This window comes from Acidovorax sp. LjRoot204, assembly GCF_056175785.1.
On the sequence record NZ_JBGFFF010000011.1, the window covers coordinates 1 to 15,815 of the forward strand.

The window sequence follows — 15,815 nt, forward strand, 5'->3', positions numbered from 1 at the left end:
GGGCGCCATTGCCCAGGAGGCGGCGAAGCTGGGTGCTTGGCTGGTGCACTACAGCACCGACTACGTCTTCGACGGCAGCGGCAGCCGCCCCTGGCTCGAAACTGACACACCCGCTCCCTTGAGTGTGTACGGTCGCACCAAGCTCGAAGGCGAGCAGCTCATTGCAGAGGCTTGTGCAAAGCACCTGATCCTGCGCACCAGCTGGGTCTATGCGGCGCGTGGTGGCAACTTCGCCAAGACCATGCTGCGCCTGGCGCAGGAACGTGAGCGCCTGACTGTGATCGACGACCAGTGGGGAGCGCCCACGGGTGCCGATCTTCTGGCCGACGTGACGGCACATGCCCTGAGTCACTTGCTGCAGCGCCCTCAGGATGCGGGTCTGTACCACTGTGTCGCAGCCGGAGAAACGAACTGGAACGAGTACGCAAAGTTCGTGATCGCGCAGGCGCAGCTTGCGCAACCTGCTATCCAAATCAAAGCAAAAGAAGTCGCTCCCGTCCCTTCGAGCGCATTTCCCACTCCTGCCGTGCGCCCGCACAACTCGCGCCTTCATACCGGCAAGCTGCAAGCCACCTTCGGCCTGCAGATGCCCCACTGGCAAGCGGGCGTGGCGCGCATGCTGGCTGAAATCCTCTGATCGGCACCCTCACATGACGCAACGCAAAGGCATCATCCTTGCCGGAGGCTCCGGTACTCGGCTGCATCCGGCCACCTTGGCCATCAGCAAGCAACTGCTGCCGGTGTACGACAAGCCCATGATCTACTACCCGCTGAGCACCCTGATGCTCGCGGGCATCCGCGACATCCTGGTCATCAGCACGCCGCAGGACACGCCGCGGTTTGAGCAACTGCTGGGCGACGGCAGCCAATGGGGCCTGAACCTGCAATATGCCGTGCAGCCCAGTCCGGATGGCCTGGCGCAGGCATTCATCATCGGAGAGGCTTTCCTGGCCGGTGCTCCCAGTGCGCTGGTGCTGGGCGACAACATCTTCTACGGCCACGACTTCCACGAGCTGCTGAACAACGCCCGGCAGCGAGAAGTGGGGGCCAGTGTTTTTGCCTACCATGTGCAGGACCCTGAGCGCTATGGCGTGGCTGAGTTCGATTCCCGGGGCAAAGTGCTTTCTCTGGAGGAAAAACCAGCACAACCCAAGAGCAGCTATGCGGTCACAGGCCTTTACTTTTACGACGACCAGGTGGTTGAGATGGCCAAGAAACTTCAGCCCTCGCCGCGTGGAGAGCTGGAGATCACTGACTTGAACCGTCTGTATCTGGAGCAAGGGCAGTTGAGCGTAGAGATCATGGGGCGGGGTTATGCGTGGCTCGATACAGGTACGCATGAAAGTCTCCTGGAGGCGGGCCAGTTCATCGCCACGCTGGAACACCGCCAGGGGCTGAAGATTGCGTGCCCCGAAGAAATCGCCTGGCGTTCACAATGGATTGATAGTGCGCAGTTGGAGCGTCTATCTCAGCCGTTGGTCAAAAGTGGGTATGGTCAGTACTTGATGCGCCTGCTCAAAGACAAGATTTATTGATAGGCGCTGTTCATGCAAGCTACACGGTTGGCTATTCCTGATGTTGTACTGATCGAGCCCCAGGTATTTGGAGACGCGAGGGGGTTCTTCTATGAGAGCTTCAATCAACGGGTTTTCAACGAGGCGACAGGCACATCCCACCAGTTCGTCCAAGACAACCACAGCCGCAGCGTCCAAGGGGTGCTGCGGGGGTTGCACTACCAGATCCAGCAGCCTCAAGGGAAGTTGGTCCGTGTAGTCAGCGGTTCGGTCTTTGATGTGGCTGTTGATATCCGCCGCAGTTCACCCACCTTCGGTCAATGGGTGGGAGCTGAACTCAGTGCGGACAATCATCATCAGCTGTGGGTCCCTCCAGGATTTGCACACGGTTTTGTCGTGCTCAGCGAAACGGCCGAATTTCTGTACAAGACCACGGACTACTATGCGCCCGCACATGAGAGGTGCATAGCCTGGAACGATCCAGTTCTGGCCATCGATTGGCGGTTGACCGCAGAGCCGCGCCTGTCCGTCAAAGACGCTCAAGGGGTCAAGCTGTCTCATGCCGAGGTATTCCCCTGACGCTGGGTACCAAATCTCTATTGGCGCGGTGGATTGGTAGTACCTTGGCTCAGTGCCTGCCGCATTGACTCGTAGAGTGCGTCAGATCCGAACTGGGGGTTGTCTGGGTCGAACGAAAAGATGTTGTGGCCTCGTGCCACAAGCTTGCCCTCCCAGCGGGGCTCCATGAAAAAAGACAAGAATTCAGCCCCCCTGGCAGCATGCTGGTCCAGTGTGCGCTGAAGCGTCGGCGTATTCATGGCCTTGAGTGGGTGAAATTCCGTGACTCCGTAACCCCGGTGTCCCGTGGCCTTGTACCACTGTCCAAACGCCTGCCCGTAACTCGCATCTCCGTACAGGCTTACCCCGAGGCGTATTCCTTGTTGCTCGCGCAGCGACGCATCAATGGCGAACTTGTGAGCATCCCAACTAGGATTCGCGAAAGGAACGATCTGGTGTGTGTAGTGAGGTACGTTACTAAGACATGACTCATGAACTACATCGTTAAAGAACCGAAGGTAGTCCACCACCTGCTGTCCTCTGAACTGGTGCCACAACGGTACCAAGGGGTTGTAGTAGTAAGAGGATTCATCAACAGGCATGTCGATGCTCGCAGGGGGTGACGGTATGGCGGTCGTACTGGGTGGAAGTGGTTGTTGAGGTAGCTGCTTGGGAGGTGTTTGCGCCCTGTCCATGATGGCAATGCGCCGCGTGCCGAGAGGTGTGAGGCGTCCCGGGGTCTGCTCCAGGAATACGTCGATGCGATGTATGCCGGCAGGCAGGCGTCGGAAATCCATGTCCAGTCGCCAGCCGGTGTCGGCGTTGCCAAACTCTGGCTTTGCTTTCAGTACATCCTGTCGCCCCTTGTCCACCGGCGTTTTGCCCACGAACACGCCGTTGCGAAACACATGCACCCAAGCCGGTCCCGATCCTTCGGTGCGCGAGACATAGGCCCATCCGGAAATGGGCAGGGTTCCTTGCGCAAAAGAATCGATGTGCTCGGTGTATCGCTGCAGTGGTTCAACGCGAATGTCTTTGGAAGGAGGTATTACTTCGTCAAAAGAGGCGTAATCGGCCCCCACCGCTCGGTTGAGCTTTCCAACGCTTTGAAACTCGTCGCGCAGGAATGTACGAAATGCAGCAATGGATTGCGGGCTGTAATCGGTAACGCGGTAGGGGAGGGTGAATCCCATGCCACTTTCAAAATCAGGAAACAGGTGATGCAGTTCGCCTAGAAGAGTGACTCCACGAATTTTGGCGATGTCGTGTGCGGGTAATCGACACACCGCATCCAACATTGCGCGTGCAGCTTGAACGCGGCGCTTGGTCAGCTCCGTGTGAGGGGTTGCAAAAGTCCAGTTATGGATAGGCGCACCGTAGTAACTGCTTTGTACGAGGGGGCCGTCACGTGTTTGCGCAAGGTTGCCAGCATCCTGGGCCAGCGCCTTTTCCAGTGAGGCGTTTGTAGAGAAGTGTGTCGAAAACAGGTACAGGATCAAAGGCCGGTCGGTATCACGGATCGTTCGCACCAAGCGATCAACCATGGGGCTATCAATTTCCCAACCGCCATGGATGTCCTTGCGAAACAGTTGTAGCAAAGGTACTGGCAGTGTGTAACCCAGTGGATACGCGTTCTGTGCGCTGGACGAGGGGCGCAGCGTGGAAAGCGTTGATTCCACCAATGCCGCTGCTGAGCCTCGTGGGCCCATGCAACTGCGTGCTAGATCCCCCGTGTGGGGCTCCTGGGTGGTGTCTGTAGGCGCAGCAATGCACGTATCGATGGCGCCAATCATGGGTGCGAGCAGCATTGGCGCTTTGCTGTGCAAGTTGTTTTTCGTGTGGTTGTACAGCAGGTGTACTCCTGCAGCGCCTGCAACGAGCACGCAGCACGCAGCGAGGATGGTGGAAAGCGCCGTCGTGCGACTGGCTGGATTAAAAGGACTCATATTTGCATGCCTGGATCGGATTACCAAGTGCCGACGAATGTAAAGCACTGGCACTTGTGCACTGCTTAACTGATTGCGCAACGGTCGGGCGAAAGTGGGCTTTGCGTCAGTGTTTCATGGTGCAAAGCTATCTAATTTGTAGCGCTTGCGCCGGATCTGTGCTTCCACTGCCCATCCTGGCTCGGGAACGCATTCTGCAGGGGTGGGTGCTGGACTTGGCCGCAGCTACACTCCTGCCAACGCCTCTGTCGGATGGGGGCTCTTGCACGCCCATCGTTTTGGCCTCATGTCGGGGGGCTATATCAACATTTTTCATGACGACAAATACACTTTTGGTCGAGCCGGCCGGCGAGGTCATCGACTCGCGCCCCCGGATTGGCGAACTTCTCGTTCAGGCCGGGAAACTCTCGTCGCGTGACCTGGAGCGCGCGCTATCTGCCCAGCAGGAAATGGGCGGCATGCTCGGACGTGTGCTGGTTAGGCTGGGACTGGTTTCCGATGGTGATGTGGCCGGCGTCTTGTCCGTGCAGCTGGGTGTTCCATTGGTGCAGGCGGAAGGTTTTCCTGACCTCGTGCCGGAGGTTGAAGGGTTGCTGCCTGAGTTTCTTCAGGCCCATGCCATTTATCCGCTGCGCCTGGAGGATGGTGTCTTGCACGTCGCCATGTCTGTGCCGCAAGACGCGTTTTTGGTCAAGGCGCTCCACCTTGCTACAGGCCTTGCGATTCGGCCTCACCTCGCTCTCGAAAGCGATATTGAAAGAGCGCTTGTCGAACCGGTTGAAGAACCCGAGGATGCTGACGACGGCTTTGGCGACGGACTGGATGGTGGTGACTTTGTCGAGCATCTCAAGGATCTCGCCAGCGAGGCCCCTGTCATCCGCTTGGTCAATACCATTATCGGTCGCGTGATTGACTTGCGTGCCTCTGATATTCACTTGGAGCCATTCGATGATGGTTTGCATGTTCGCTATCGCGTTGACGGTGTGATCCACCCCGGTGAACTGGTACCCCCACGCCTGTCTGCAGCTGTCAATTCGCGCGTTAAACTCCTGGCGCACCTCGACATTGCCGAGCGCCGTTTGCCGCAGGATGGCCGTATCAAGACACGTGTGAAGGGCCGTGAACTGGATTTGCGCGTGTCTACCGTCCCGACGGTTCACGGCGAAAGTGTGGTTATGCGGGTCCTTGACCGGGCCAGTGTGCGGCTGGAACTCGAAAAGATGGGTTTCGAGAAAGACACGTTGGTGCGCTTCAACCATTTGCTGGCTCGCCCACACGGCATTTTGCTGGTCACTGGCCCTACCGGCTCAGGCAAGACCACCACCCTGTATGCAGCCTTGGCCAAAATTGACGCCAGTGAGCAGAAAATCATTACCGTCGAAGATCCGGTGGAGTACCAGCTCGAAGGCATCAACCAGATCCAGGTCCACTCGCAGATCAATTTGACATTTGCAAATGCGCTGCGCTCCATACTCCGTCAGGATCCGGACATCATCATGATCGGTGAAATGCGTGACGGGGAAACAGCGCAAATTGCCGTGCAGTCCGCCCTGACGGGCCATTTGGTGCTGTCCACGCTGCACACCAACACCGCCGCTGGTGCGGTGATTCGTATGCAAGATATGGGTGTAGAGCCCTATTTAATCACCTCCGCTGTCAACGGTGTTTTGGCCCAGCGCCTGGTCCGCACACTTTGCGAGCATTGCAAAGAGGCGTACGAGCCGGGCGCTGAGGTGCGCGAGAGTACCGGGTTGTCGCGCTTTTGCGCCCCTGGAAAACTTGTGTACAGGGCGGTTGGCTGTGAGCAGTGTCGTCAATCGGGCTACCGGGGGCGCACGGGCATTCATGAGCTGCTCCTGATCGATGAACCCATGCGTCGAGCCATCATCGAAGGGCGTGATGCCAATGTACTTAACTCGATTGCAGCCCAAAGTGGCATGCTCAGCCTGTATGAGGATGGCCTGCGAAAGGTTGCTGCAGGCTACACCACACTCGATGAGTTGGCTCGGGTGACGCAGGACCAGTCTGATGCCTGAGTTCGCATGGCGAGCCGCCAACAGTGCGGGCAAAGTCGAAGAAGGGCGCCTGACCGCGTCCACTCCTGCCCAGGTGCTCAAGCAATTGCGCGATCAAGGCATGACGCCACTGCATATCGGTGATGCCAGTGCAGCGGCGTCTCTGTCTGATGCCTCCGGTCAGGCCCATTCCTATGGAGGCTTTGCGCGCCCCAAGGGACGCCAGGCCAGGGGGCCTGTTACTTCGCCAGATGTTTTGGCTCTTACATCTGAATTGGCCATCATGCTGCGCGCGGGATTGGCGCTCGACAACGCTTTGCGAGTGCTCATCGACATGAGCCACAAGCCGAGTGTCGCCACTCTGGTGCAGGGCATTCTTGACGCAGTCAAAGGCGGTACGCCGCTCAGTCGTGCATTGGCGGCCCACAGAGACCTGTTTGGCGATTTTTATATCAACATGATCCGGTCTGGCGAAGCCAGTGGCCAGATGTCTGCAGTGCTCGATCGCCTGGTTGAGCATATGGAACGTCAGCGCGCATTGAGGGAGAGTGTTATTTCGGCGACTATTTATCCAGCCATCCTGCTGGGAGTGGCTGTACTGTCGCTGATCGCCATGCTTGGTTTCGTGGTACCGCAGTTTGAGAAGTTGTTCACTGATATGGGCGATGCGCTGCCGGTGCCTACGCGTCTCGTGATGGGGTTGGGGCATGCGTTTACCCAGTATGGTCTGGTGATGGGACTCGTGTTTGCGGGTGTGGGGGGAGTGGCACTACGCTGGCTCAAGTCACCTGCAGGTCGCCGTTGGTGGCAAACGTTGGTTTTGCGCTTGCCACTCATGGGGCCCCTTGCACTCAAATACCAACTGACTCTGTTCTCTCGTTCCCTTGGGACGCTGCTCGGTAACGGCGTACCAATGCTAACGGCGCTTCACATCGCCACAGAAACCGTGGGCAACACTGTGCTTCAGCAAGCGCTTGGGCGAGTGGCGCCTATCGTCAAAGAGGGGGGGAAAGTCGTGCAGGCCATCACGGCCACTGGCATTTTTGCGCCGTTGGCCATCAACCTCATTCGTGTAGGTGAGGAGACGGGGCGCATTGGACCCATGATGCTGGAACTGTCGAATATATTGAACCGGGAGGTCGAAACTGGCATCAAACGCCTGTTGACGCTCGTCGAGCCAGTGCTCATTCTGGTGCTTGGCGTGCTGATCGCGGCCATTATTGTTTCCATCTTGCTCGGAATTCTGTCCATCAATGACCTCGCCATATAATTTTTGTTTGTCCAAGGATTCCTCTCTCATGGTGAGTACAAGTGTTGGCCGCGCTCGCGGCACCGTGTTTGCGGCCCGGCGTTCGCGAGGCTTCACGCTGATTGAGTTGCTGGTGGTGCTGGCAATCCTGACGCTGCTGGCAGGCCTGGTGGGGCCCCGTGTTCTAGGGCAACTGGGTGGGGCCAAGTCCAAGACAGCGGGCGTGCAGATCGCCGATCTGGACAAATCGCTGGAGCTTTTCAAGCTCGATGTGGGGCGCTATCCAACCACGGAAGAAGGCTTGGATGCTCTGGTCAAGCGTCCTGGATCTGTCAATGGTTGGTCCGGCCMTTACCTCAAGGGGGGGGTTCCCTCCGATCCTTGGGGGCGTCCTTACAAATACGCAAACCCTGGCCCGAATGGCGGCATAGAAATTCTCTCGTTGGGGGCCGATGGGGCATCCGGCGGTGAGGGTGAGAACGCCGACATTCGCAACACGCCCTGAGTGCATCTCCTCGGTTGGATTCACCGTGCGGCGTGAACGCGGCTTTACGCTGGTTGAGTTGCTTGTAGTGTTTGGCATCATGGCACTCGTCATCGGGTTGGTGCCTGTGGCCTATGAGCGCATGCGAGAGGCATCGCAGTACCGTGATGCCGTACGCTCTATGTTCAATCAGTTGCGCTCGGCCCGCGCCACGGCTGTCAGTGAGGGCCGTGAGGTCCGCTTCACGGCAGACTTGGCTCGACGCCGCTATGGCGTCGAAGGTATGGAAGTCAAGGCTTTGCCTGAGCCGCTGCAGTTGCGTGCAGTCGTGGCCGACCGCGAGATTGGCCCTCAGGGGCTGGTGTCTATCCGGTTTCTTCCGTCCGGTGGTGCCACTGGCGGCAGCATAGAAATCCTGCGCTTTCCTGGCTCTGGAACGCGCTTGCGTGTGGACTGGTTATCCGGAAGAGCCACGCAGGAAGCATTGCTGCCATGAGGGCATCCAAGAGGCAACGTGGTCTCACGTTGCTCGAATTGTTGGTCGCGTTTGCCATCATGGCCATGTCGCTGGGCTTGCTCTACCGAGTTATGGGTGGCAGTGTTCGCAGTGCTGGGGACATAGAACGCTACCAGCGTGCAGTCGTCCTTGCCCAATCACTGTTGTCGTTGCGCGATACCGTGCCCGAGGGCGGGTGGCAACAATCGGGCGAATCGGCCGGTTACCTTTGGCAGATCCAGTCCGTACCTTATGCCACTGGGCTGTCGGGCCCCAACATTCCGGCGCTGCATGAGGTGAGTATTTCAATTACCTGGTCAGAGGACCGGCGTCCGCGCAGTTTTGATCTCACCACTTTGCGTCCTGAGCGCAAGCCCCCAGTACAGGTCCGCCCGTGATACAGAGTTTTATAACTCGTCGATCCGAAGAGCGAGGCTTTACTTTGGTGGAGCTCTTGGTCGTCATGACGTTGCTTTCGCTCGTGATGGTGGCTATGGCGTCTGCCTTGCGCACGGCATCACAAACGGAGGAGCGGGTGGATGTTCGCCTGCAGCGCGTGGATGATTTGCGCACCGTCAGTGGTTTTCTGCGTTCGATATTAGGACGAGTTTCTGCACAAAAGATCGGCACCCCTGTGGCTAATGGTGCAAGTCCTTATTTTTTCAGTGGCTCGGTGTCGTCCATGAGTTGGGTTGGCGTCATGCCCGCCCGCTATGGAGCTGGTGGCCGGTACCACTTCCGACTCGAGTTAACAGATGCTGGGATCCTATTGTTGCAGTACATGCCTTGGGAGGGTGCAGCTGTGCTGCCTGATTGGGCCTCGGGAGAGAGTACGCCGCTTCTTGCCGGGGTGACGGGGCTGACGTTTCAGTACGAGGATGCCGCCGTCGAGCCTCCTGATTGGTCTGCCCCATGGACGATAACCGACCGATTGCCTGATCGGGTCGCGATTTCAGTGCGGACGAATTCTGGTCCCTGGCCAGAAATTGTCGTGCCGTTGAGGGTTTTGCCGGGTAGCGATCCTAGGACGAGCGGGCCTGTGTTTGGAGGTACCTGAACATGGCTCGAGATAGCGTGAATCTGCCTGTGCGTAGCCAGCGTGGCATGGCATTGTTGGCGGTGCTGTGGATCGTTGCGGCCTTGAGCATTATTGCGACGGGGACCATGCGTACCGTCCGAACAGAAAGCCGAGCCATCGTGCAAGCTCGGCAGCAAGTGGAGGCGCAAGCACTGGGTGACGGTGCCATTCAGATGGCCTTGCAGGCGCTCGTTGCAAACAATCAGCCCCTGACGAAGGCTACCTTGACCGAGATTGCATACCGTAACGTCACCATGCAGGTACAGTCGATGCCTCTGAACGGGCTCATCGATATCAATATGGCGGGGTTGCCGCTGCTGGAGCGACTCCTGTCTGTAGCTGGCGGGCTCCCTGCTGAAGCAGCGCAGGCAACAGCCCAGGCCATAGTCCAGACGCGCATGCGCCGAGACCCCAGAGGCGGCCCCCAGCGCTTTGAGGCAGAAGAGGACCTACTGCGAGTACCCGGTGTTGACTACGACCTCTATGCTAAACTGGAAGGCGTTTTGACCGCAGACTTGCAGGGTTCGGGGCGTGTGAACCCACTGGCGGCACCCGTCGAGGTGCTTGCGGTTCTGGCTGGCGGCAACACAGCAGCTGCTGCGCAGATTGCAATGGCCCGAGATGCGGGCCAAACCGGCGTCGACACCACGGCATTAGATGGTAGTCTGCTGGATGCATCTGTATCCCGCCGCGTTCGAGTCCAGGCTCGCGTGCCCTTGGCCGATGGGGGGTACGTGCGCGTCTCGCGCAGCGTTGACCTCAATGCCCGCACACCTAATGGCGCGCCTTGGCACACCTTCCGGACTGCTGTGCGCCTTGAGCCCCGTAAATCGTAAGCCCCCCGATTCATCTACTAAATGCCAACCATTCAAACCGACGCCCGTTTTCTGGGGCTTGACCTGAGCGCCTTGGGGCGTAGCGTCCGACAGGCGTGGTCGGACATGCAGGGCTCACCGCCGTTTTCGTGGCTCACTCCGGATGCTTCTGTGGTTCTGCTCCAGCAAGATGGAGGTGAGTCGCTGTGGAGGGGGGGCTCGCGTCGCGGMGTGAGCGGCAAGGGCATCCAGGCTCCATTCGTAGCAGTGGAGTTGCCCGATGAATTGCTGTTGCGCCGCACCTTGACAATCCCTGCCATGGGAGAGGTTGACACCGCAAGTGCAGCCGCACTTCAGGTGCGTACGGTCAGTCCCTTCATTGAGCAGGACCTTGTGTGGGGCTATCGTACCCGGCCTGGTGCAGCGGGTGGGGCGAACTTTCTGGATCTCGCATTGGCRTCCCGTAAGCAGATTGCGCAGTATCTTGAGGCGCAAACTAAGCGCTTGGGGGGCAAGACTCCGGAGGTCTGGGTAGACCTGGCTGCAGGGGCTCCCATCGTCTTCAATGGTTACGGCGAARGAGCTCGGCTTGCTTCGGGCGCGCGAGGGCGATGGGCTCGTTACGGTCTTTTGGCCTCTGCGCTGATCTTGATGGCGGCCATTTTTGTAACTCCTACTTTGCAGTTGCGGGCGCGTGCTATCGAGGCTGTGGGTGCTTATGACGACGTCGTGCACCGCACGCCTGCTTTGGTGAAGGAGCGCGAAGTGCTCATGCAGTCGGTAGAAAAGCTCAACGTATTGTCGGAGCTGCTTGCAGGCCGTGTGGAGCCGATGAGAGTGCTTGATCGGCTTACTAAAGTGCTGCCCGACGACACGGCTCTCCAGGGGTTCACGCTCAAGGGGCCGAAGGTCACGATCACGGGCTTGACTGCCAATGCCTCTGCACTCATGCAGATCCTTGGCGAGCAACCAGGTATTCGCGATGTTCGTGCACCTACCCCCACTACGCGTGTTGCGGGCGCGAACTCCAAGGAAAACTTCGTCATCGAGTTTTCGCTTGACCCGCAAGAGTTTGGGGTTGCCTTGGTACCTCAACCTGCGGCCATGACGGCATCGATGCCTGCTTCAACCGTTACATCCGCAGCTCCTGCAGGAGTTGTGAACGCTCCGTCTACCCCGGTGGCTAAGCCTGCCTCCGCACCAAGCGCCGCTGCAAGTGCGTCGACGGCTACCGCTCCGCCCGCCGCCCCGGGCGCTCTTGTGCCCGTGTTTGGCGGAAGTCCGCCCCAAGTGCCTGCAAAGTCTTCCTCGGCAAAACCCGAGCGCAAAGGAGCTCCATGAACACGCTCGCAGTACGCCGAACGGCACTTGTCGTGCTGCTGCTGGCCGTTGTACTGCTCCCTGTCATTGGCGGAGCGGTGTATGTGCGGACCAAACACGCCTGGGGTAAGGAGCGTCTTGCGCAGATTGAACCCCGGTATGCGCGGCTGCTGGGGCTTGAATCGCAACGGGGCGAACTCGAAGCCGCACGCCAAAGAGCAACCGAGTTGCGCGCGCAGTACGTGTACCCTGCAGCTTTGGACGGAACCCAAACAGGCAACCAGGCTCAGCAAAAGGTGCGTGACCTGTTCTCATCCGCAGGGCTGCAGGTCATTACCAGCCAGGTACTCCCTCCGAAGGAGGAGAAAGGTTTTGACCGTATTCCACTCGTCCTGCGTGCAGAGGGTGAATTGCTGGGTTTGCAAAGCGCATTGGCAGTGCTTGGTGCTCAGCAGCCGGTCATTGTGATCAATGAATTGGATGTACAGGTATTGGGAGGGCTGGCAAACATCAACCCCAAATTGCCTCCGCGCCTGTCGGCGCAATTCACTCTGAGCGTGCTGAGAGAGCGGCCATGAAGAAATACTCGCTGCATGTTCTGTTGTTCGTCAATGCCGCATTGGCATTGGTGTTGGCGAGGCTTTGGATTGATTCATCGGGGCACCTGCGCAACATTCGCTGGCAAGCGCCGGCCCCGCAGACAGCGGACTATCCATCAATGGTGCCGGCGCTGCCGCGTGCGGTGCCGACCGATACCTCCCAGTTCATTGCCATGCTGGATCGGCCTGTTTTCTCGCCCACGCGGCGTCCTCCGCCTCCGCCCCCGCCGCCGGAGGAAAAAGCGCCAACTGACAATCTCAGCACTGCGCAGCTCTCAGGGCTCTTTATGGGGGATGGCGATGGAGGTGCCATCATCCAGATTGCGGGCAAGCACAGGCGCGTCAGGTTGCGCGAGGTGGTCGAAGGCTGGGCGCTTTCGGCCATTCAAGACCGCAGTGTTACCTTTACGCAGGGCGGGCAGAGTCGAGTGCTCCAGCTGCCGCGTGCAGCATTGACCACGTACACCGGTTTGCCCCCCAGTGCGGGCACGGCTGCCCCGCCGGTCGCTCCTCGGCCGGCTGCGGCGCAGAATTTGCCGCCATCACCCGCTAACAACGGTACGCCTGTTCCGCAACCGACGGCGCGTCCAACCGGGCGTCCGCTGGTGCCCGTCTTTGGCGGTAGCGCACCGCAATAACACAAACTGCTCGCCCCGCGCCGTGTCCAACTTCACCCCACAAGGGCTTGTGTAACTCTATGACTTCCACCCGATTTGTACTGACCGCCATTGCCCTTGCGGCTGCTCAGGCGGCACTAGCTCAGGATGTGCAGCCCGCTTCTGTAGAGGCTGCCCAGCCGCCTGCTGCGCGCACCCTGGCCCCTACCGCTCCGCGAGGTGCGGTCGCTGCGCCAGACGCGCCCGGTGCGGAGGTTGCTCCTTCCTCTGCCAGTCCGTCGCCCAACACTGCGCAACCCCGCTACATTCAGGGCAACGATCAGGTGTTGGCGCCCGCGCGGCCGGTTTCACCTATTGAAGGGGCTCCGCTCTCGTTCAATTTTGAGGAAGCGCCCGTTGCCGAGGTGGCTCGAACGATTTTGGGGGACATCCTCAAAATTCCTTACGTGCTGCACCCGCCGCTTGCCGGAACTGTCACCCTGTCCACGCGCACCCCCATCCAGCCAGACCAGGCTGTATTTTTGCTGGAAAGCGCATTGCAGGCCAATGGGCTTGCCATGGTGCGGGACGTACGGGGCACGTACCACGTCGGCAAAGCCGATGCACTCAAGAGCATCGGTAGCGCCGTACGCCAGTTCGCGGGCGGTAGCGGCGCACCCCTGCCTCCAGGGTATGGAGCCATCGTAGTTCCGCTGCGCTTCATTGGTGCGGGGGAGATGGCTACTATTCTCCGGCCGCTGGCACCCGCCGACGCCATCGTTCGTGTGGACAATGTGCGCAATCTGCTGGTGCTTGCCGGCACCCGCAGTCAGGCGGAGGGTTGGCTGGATCTCGTCAATACGTTTGATGTGGACCTGCTCAAAGGCATGTCCGTGGGGCTCTTTCCGCTGAAGTACGCCACCATCAAGGAGGTCGAGGCGGCCTTGCGGCTGGTCAGTGGTTCGGCCCAGGCGCCGGCGGGCGCTCCCAGCGGTTCCTCCCTGGCAACCACGGCAGGCGCAGCATCTGCGGCTTCGGGCGCGTCCGCAGCGGCTGCCATGCTGGGCGAGGGCAACCCGCTGTTTGGAGCCCTGCGAGTCATGCCGGTGGAGCGGCTCAATAGCATCTTGGTGGTGACACCTCGCGCTGCTTACCTGGAAGAGGCGCGCAGATGGATCGAAAAGCTCGACCAACCCAGCGACAACGGTGCCGAAGCGCAATTGTTCATCTACCGTGTCCAGAATGGCAATGCCAAGCATCTGGCCAGTGTGCTGTCCGGCATCTTTGGTTCCAGCCAGACCAACACGGCCACAGCCAACAGCGGCGTAGCTCCGGGTCTGGGTGGGGCGGCGGGTACGTCACAAGTGCAATCGCCCTTTGGCGGCACAGGCTCTGCATTCGGCAATAGCGCCTGGGGCAACTCCGGCAATACCGGCTACGCCACGACGAACCGCACCGGCTCGACCATGAGTGGCTCTAGCGCCTTTGGTAATACCAACTCCTTCCAGAACCGCAATAGCCAAACAGCAAACACCACATCCCAGGGCATGGTGGCAGCCAATGTGGGCGGGGTTCGCGTCATGGCGGACGAGCTCAACAACTCCATCCTGGTGTGGAGCACGCGCGCCGAGTTCCAGAAGATCGAATCCACCCTGAAGCGGCTGGACCAGCCGCCCACCCAGGTGCTCATCGACGCGTCGATCATCGAAGTCACGTTGAATGACACGCTGCAATATGGTCTGCAATGGGCCTTCAGCGGCGGAACCGGGGGGGGCAACACCGGGGTGGGGCAGCTGTCCACCAATGACAAAAACCCAAACAACAGCGGTAGCCTCAATGTCATCGCCGGTGCGGGATTCACTTACTCGTTGATCAATTCGGCCAGCAAGGTCCGGGTGATCCTGAATGCGCTGGCCAGCCAAGATCTGCTCAAAGTGGTGTCCAACCCATCGTTGATGGTACTGGACAATCACACCGCGATGATGGCGGTGGGCGACCAGGTACCTGTGCTGACAAGCACCACTGATTTCCTCAACAACAGCAACGTCTCGACGAGCACCGTCCAGTACCGCGATACCGGCGTCAATCTGGCTGTCACTCCATCGGTGAATGCGGGCAACTTGGTGACCATGCAGATCGACCAGAGCATGACCGATCAATCTACTTTGACGGGCGCCAACAATCAGCCGATCTTCCTGCAGCGGCAAATCAGCAGCAAGGTGGCCGTGCGCAGTGGCGACACCATTGTTTTGGGGGGGTTGATCAAAGACAATCGCTCCGCGGGGAAAAGTGGCGTTCCTTTGCTCAAGGATGTGCCGCTTCTGGGCAACTTGTTCAGTAACACGACCAACACCGGTAAGCGAACCGAGCTGTTGGTGGTTTTGAGCCCCCGGGTGGTCCGCACCGACCCCGAAATACGCGAAGTGAGTGAAGACTTACGTGATCGCCTGCGAGGGCTGAACATCATTGAAATGCGCGATGGAGCCAAGGCGCGCCCTGCTCCGGCAGTGCAGTCCGTCAGTCCGCAGTAACTCGCGTGGTAGTTAGTGTTAGTAATCAATCAAACGTAGATTGTTAATAGAAGGAAACCATCAAGATGAAGACTCTTTCGTGGATTCGCCAGCGCCAACCTCTCTGGATGCCCGCGCTGGCCACAGTGGCTGCCATGGCGTTGGCTGGTTGCGCTACTTTGGCGGCTCCGCCAGAGAAGGTGGTGGAGAAGCGCGCCACCGAATACTGGAAGGCGCGCATTGCCGGTGATTACGCCAAGGCCTATTCGCTGTCCACACCCGCTTACCGCAAGCTGCATACTGCCGAGCAGTTTCGTGCGCAGTTCGGTGAAGGCGCATCCTTGCAAGGTGCAGAGCCTATCAATGTCACTTGTGAGCCAGAAAAATGCACGGTGCGCATCAAAATCAGTGCCGCACCTGCTCTGGTGGGCATGAATTTGGGTACCATTGCAACCCACCTGAGTGAGACTTGGCTGTTGGAAGACGGCCAGTGGTGGCGCTACCAAGATCTGTAAGGGTTGAGGCAGCTCCCTTGCAGGCCAGGGGATGAGGTTTTGGTTATTCGAGACTGTTGTATTTGGTCAACAAACACCAGCAGGCCCGCGTAATCAAGTGTAGTTCCCAAGAGCGCTGTG

General features: G+C 59.1%; 16 protein-coding genes. 15 read left to right on the plus strand and 1 reads right to left on the minus strand.

What is annotated here, in order from left to right; all coding sequences use genetic code 11:
* The 3 genes from rfbD to rfbC all read left to right on the plus strand — a co-directional run.
* Positions 1-637, plus strand: a 637-nt coding sequence (gene rfbD / locus AC04MI_RS04020; protein ID WP_476497140.1) for a dTDP-4-dehydrorhamnose reductase, incomplete at its 5' end; no start/stop codon positions are given.
* 13 nt (positions 638-650) lie between these two features.
* Positions 651-1,535: a glucose-1-phosphate thymidylyltransferase RfbA gene (gene rfbA, locus AC04MI_RS04025; RefSeq protein WP_056059467.1), complete on the plus strand. Its 885-nt coding sequence runs from the start codon at positions 651-653 to the stop codon at positions 1,533-1,535.
* 12 nt (positions 1,536-1,547) lie between these two features.
* Positions 1,548-2,093, plus strand: a complete 546-nt coding sequence (gene rfbC, locus AC04MI_RS04030; protein WP_108497318.1) for a dTDP-4-dehydrorhamnose 3,5-epimerase — start codon at positions 1,548-1,550, stop codon at positions 2,091-2,093.
* A gap of 17 nt (positions 2,094-2,110) precedes the next feature.
* Here rfbC and AC04MI_RS04035 read toward each other — a convergent pair whose 3' ends face one another.
* Complete coding sequence (locus AC04MI_RS04035; RefSeq protein WP_436078367.1) at positions 2,111-4,018, minus strand: hypothetical protein; 1,908 nt, start codon at positions 4,016-4,018, stop codon at positions 2,111-2,113.
* A gap of 314 nt (positions 4,019-4,332) precedes the next feature.
* Here AC04MI_RS04035 and gspE point away from each other — a divergent pair, with 314 nt between their 5' ends.
* The 12 genes from gspE to AC04MI_RS04095 all read left to right on the plus strand — a co-directional run bounded on the left by gspE (position 4,333) and on the right by AC04MI_RS04095 (position 15,695).
* Positions 4,333-6,054, plus strand: a complete 1,722-nt coding sequence (gene gspE, locus AC04MI_RS04040; RefSeq protein WP_436078368.1) for a type II secretion system ATPase GspE — start codon at positions 4,333-4,335, stop codon at positions 6,052-6,054.
* Positions 6,047-7,303, plus strand: coding sequence for a type II secretion system F family protein (locus tag AC04MI_RS04045; protein WP_436078369.1), 1,257 nt, complete (start codon positions 6,047-6,049; stop codon positions 7,301-7,303). The genes gspE and AC04MI_RS04045 overlap by 8 nt, the downstream gene beginning before the upstream one ends.
* A 28-nt stretch (positions 7,304-7,331) precedes the next feature.
* Positions 7,332-7,787, plus strand: coding sequence for a type II secretion system major pseudopilin GspG (gene gspG, locus AC04MI_RS04050; RefSeq protein ID WP_476497164.1), 456 nt, complete (start codon positions 7,332-7,334; stop codon positions 7,785-7,787).
* Positions 7,788-7,812: 25 nt separating this feature from the next.
* Positions 7,813-8,262 (plus strand): GspH/FimT family pseudopilin, encoded by a 450-nt coding sequence (locus AC04MI_RS04055; RefSeq protein WP_395458053.1) that lies wholly within the window; start codon positions 7,813-7,815, stop codon positions 8,260-8,262.
* A complete protein-coding gene (locus tag AC04MI_RS04060) occupies positions 8,259-8,660 on the plus strand; it encodes a type IV pilus modification PilV family protein (RefSeq protein WP_288851665.1) in 402 nt (133 codons plus the stop codon). The genes AC04MI_RS04055 and AC04MI_RS04060 overlap by 4 nt, the downstream gene beginning before the upstream one ends.
* Positions 8,657-9,319, plus strand: coding sequence for a prepilin-type N-terminal cleavage/methylation domain-containing protein (locus tag AC04MI_RS04065; protein ID WP_436078370.1), 663 nt, complete (start codon positions 8,657-8,659; stop codon positions 9,317-9,319). The genes AC04MI_RS04060 and AC04MI_RS04065 overlap by 4 nt, the downstream gene beginning before the upstream one ends.
* Positions 9,320-9,366: 47 nt before the next feature.
* Positions 9,367-10,176 (plus strand): general secretion pathway protein GspK, encoded by an 810-nt coding sequence (locus tag AC04MI_RS04070; protein ID WP_056060006.1) that lies wholly within the window; start codon positions 9,367-9,369, stop codon positions 10,174-10,176.
* A 21-nt stretch (positions 10,177-10,197) separates the two neighbouring features.
* Positions 10,198-11,496, plus strand: coding sequence for a PilN domain-containing protein (locus tag AC04MI_RS04075; protein WP_476497142.1), 1,299 nt, complete (start codon positions 10,198-10,200; stop codon positions 11,494-11,496).
* Positions 11,493-12,053 carry a type II secretion system protein GspM gene (gspM, locus tag AC04MI_RS04080; RefSeq protein ID WP_056059445.1) on the plus strand — a complete coding sequence of 187 codons (561 nt, stop codon included), beginning with the start codon at positions 11,493-11,495 and terminating at the stop codon, positions 12,051-12,053. The genes AC04MI_RS04075 and gspM overlap by 4 nt, the downstream gene beginning before the upstream one ends.
* Positions 12,050-12,712 carry a hypothetical protein gene (locus AC04MI_RS04085; protein WP_436078371.1) on the plus strand — a complete coding sequence of 221 codons (663 nt, stop codon included), beginning with the start codon at positions 12,050-12,052 and terminating at the stop codon, positions 12,710-12,712. The genes gspM and AC04MI_RS04085 overlap by 4 nt, the downstream gene beginning before the upstream one ends.
* 59 nt (positions 12,713-12,771) lie before the next feature.
* Positions 12,772-15,201, plus strand: coding sequence for a type II secretion system secretin GspD (gene gspD / locus AC04MI_RS04090; protein ID WP_436078372.1), 2,430 nt, complete (start codon positions 12,772-12,774; stop codon positions 15,199-15,201).
* 107 nt (positions 15,202-15,308) lie between these two features.
* Positions 15,309-15,695 carry a hypothetical protein gene (locus tag AC04MI_RS04095; protein WP_056060003.1) on the plus strand — a complete coding sequence of 129 codons (387 nt, stop codon included), beginning with the start codon at positions 15,309-15,311 and terminating at the stop codon, positions 15,693-15,695.
* The last annotated feature ends 120 nt before the right edge of the window (positions 15,696-15,815 follow it).

Coding starts and splice junctions, on each gene's coding strand:
- gspM (WP_056059445.1), top strand. CDS start 11,493: ATGAACACGCTCGCAGTACGCCGAACGGCACTTGTCGTGCTGCTGCTG.
- rfbC (WP_108497318.1), top strand. CDS start 1,548: ATGCAAGCTACACGGTTGGCTATTCCTGATGTTGTACTGATCGAGCCC.
- gspD (WP_436078372.1), top strand. CDS start 12,772: ATGACTTCCACCCGATTTGTACTGACCGCCATTGCCCTTGCGGCTGCT.
- AC04MI_RS04060 (WP_288851665.1), top strand. CDS start 8,259: ATGAGGGCATCCAAGAGGCAACGTGGTCTCACGTTGCTCGAATTGTTG.
- gspE (WP_436078368.1), top strand. CDS start 4,333: ATGACGACAAATACACTTTTGGTCGAGCCGGCCGGCGAGGTCATCGAC.
- AC04MI_RS04070 (WP_056060006.1), top strand. CDS start 9,367: ATGGCATTGTTGGCGGTGCTGTGGATCGTTGCGGCCTTGAGCATTATT.
- rfbA (WP_056059467.1), top strand. CDS start 651: ATGACGCAACGCAAAGGCATCATCCTTGCCGGAGGCTCCGGTACTCGG.
- AC04MI_RS04095 (WP_056060003.1), top strand. CDS start 15,309: ATGCCCGCGCTGGCCACAGTGGCTGCCATGGCGTTGGCTGGTTGCGCT.
- AC04MI_RS04045 (WP_436078369.1), top strand. CDS start 6,047: ATGCCTGAGTTCGCATGGCGAGCCGCCAACAGTGCGGGCAAAGTCGAA.
- AC04MI_RS04085 (WP_436078371.1), top strand. CDS start 12,050: ATGAAGAAATACTCGCTGCATGTTCTGTTGTTCGTCAATGCCGCATTG.
- AC04MI_RS04035 (WP_436078367.1), bottom strand. CDS start 4,018: ATGAGTCCTTTTAATCCAGCCAGTCGCACGACGGCGCTTTCCACCATC.